Raw genomic sequence first — 2,176 nt, 5'->3', positions numbered from 1 at the left:
TCCCGATGAGGTTGATTGCTTTCAAGTGAGCTACAAATGGACAAGCCGGTCCCATTCTTTTTCAAGCGTCACCCATCATATGACTTACCAGTTAGAGCCAAATATAGAGTGTGCTCAAGATTGGCTGTATGGCAATGAGTGCATGAAGCATTCTGATTCTTCGAAACCAGCAATGGCCGCCGATGAATATAGCTTTAACCGTCTAGAATGCCTGACTCATGGCAAGCATTTAACCAAGGAAGAAATAATAGCGTTAGACCGATTTAAAGCGGGCATTACGTCCATTCACCTTGATGAAAATGGCGTCACCATTCACGAAGAAAGAACGTTAACCGCTAGCAATTCATTTGCTTGTGTTGGGATCATTTTGTAACCGCAGTAACAGCACCCACCACTCAATTCATCGCCATCATTGGTGATTGGCATTACACAAGGGAACACCGTCATGCTTTCTATCAGCCCTCTTAAATCCGCTTCTGGCGCTGCAAAGTACTACCTAAGCGAAGAAACCCCCAAAGACCTACCTGACGTCTCTTTAGAAAAAGATGCCGGTGATAACTATTACCTCAAAGAAAAAGACCAAGAAGAAAACACCTTCTGGCATGGCAAGCTGGCCATCGAAGCGGGACTGGCTGGCAAACCCGTAGAGCAAGCCACCTTAGAATCGGTCCTCTCAGGCAGTCTTGGTGATGAAACTATTAAAGGGAAAAGGGGGAAACACAAATCAGGCTTCGACCTGACGTTTTCTGCGCCTAAATCCATCAGTGTTCTCGCGCTTATTGGCGGGGACACCCGCCTAATAGAAGCGCATAACAACGCAGTGAAGTTCGCCTTAACAGAGCTTGAAAAAGACGTTGCACAAGTCAAAGTCACTCATAAGAAAGGCGTTCAAGAATACGAAAATACGGATTCGATGATATTTGCGGTCGTGCGCCACAAGACCAGCCGTGAAAACGACATGCAAGTGCACTCGCACGCTCTCGCAGCTAACATGACTCGAGACCAAGAAGGGGATTTACGCGCTTTATCAACCAGCTTAAAACAAAAAGGGGGCGTCATTAACGGCACAGGCGAGCGCATCTACAACTTCCAAAAATACTACGGTATCTTGTACCAGAGCCAATTAGCTAAGGAGGCAGAAACCCTCGGTTATTCCACGCGAGGCGTCGGCAACGGTCAGTTCGAAATCAGCGGTGTCCCTCAGCCTATTCTTGATGCATCGTCCACTCGCAAACAGCAAATTGATCAACGCACACTCGATTTAGGCTTTGACTCTCGCGCCGCGCGAGATGTCGCGACCCTCGACACTCGTAAAAGCAAAACCCACCAGAGTAACGACAACCTCAACAAACAGTGGCAAAGCACCGTAAAAGAGCAAGGGTATGAACCCGCAGAGCTTGTCACCATGGCGCAACAAGTAAAAGAAGCGCAAAACACCCCACCACTTGGTGAAACCAAAGCCGCCATCAGCAGAGCCATTGACCATCTAGGGCAATACAGCACCGCGTTACACCTTGAAAAAATCATTGAACTCACCGCCTCAGAGTTCACCAAAGGCGGCGTGCAACTCAACGCCCTTGATATCAAAAAAGTCGCGGATGAAATGATTAAGCAGGGCGACTTGATAGGACTCAGTCACAAAGGGCAATACACCACCAAAGGCTTAATTGATAACGAACAAGCGCTTATCGACAGCACCCAAGGTCGTGCGCATCACATGCGCACCCACGTTGAATCCAGCACGCTCAACAAGCTCGCTATCTCTGAAAACCAGCAGCGTATACTGACCGACCTGTACCACTCCACCAAACAGTTCCACGTGGTCAATGTGCATGGCTCATCACAAGATATTGCGCAGCAACTACTCAATGTAGGTAATCACAGCGGTAAACGTGTCCAATTGGTCTCCCAAAGCGTGAAAGCCAAGGCTGATAGCATGGAGAGCGTACAGCGCAAAAGTCAAACACTCAGCGCTTGGGTTGGTCAGCTCTTTTCAGAAGAGCAGCGCCACACCACCCACAGCTTATTGCAAAGCGATACGCCGCTGACCAATAAAGATGTCTTGCTCATCGATGACGCCAATAAGATGAGCGCCAATGAATTGTTGGCCCTCACCGATAAAGCCAAACAATCGAGCAGTAAAGTGGTGATGCTTAACCGCGTATCAAGCCGTCAG

General features: G+C 48.4%; 1 protein-coding gene and 1 pseudogene. Both read left to right on the top strand.

The window, feature by feature from the left end:
* A pseudogene (locus tag AB4653_RS00335) lies at positions 1–373 on the top strand (hypothetical protein); the annotation flags it as partial.
* Positions 374–445: 72 nt separating this feature from the next.
* The coding region (gene mobF / locus AB4653_RS00330; RefSeq protein ID WP_137002682.1) for a MobF family relaxase at positions 446–2,176 on the top strand (1,731 nt) is incomplete at its 3' end.

Origin of the sequence: Vibrio sp. 10N.222.48.A3 (genome assembly GCF_041475345.1) — a bacterium.
Lineage (GTDB): Bacteria > Pseudomonadota > Gammaproteobacteria > Enterobacterales > Vibrionaceae > Vibrio > Vibrio tasmaniensis_A.
Note: the sequence above shows the minus strand (reverse complement) of the source record. Positions and strands in the feature narration are given on the sequence as shown.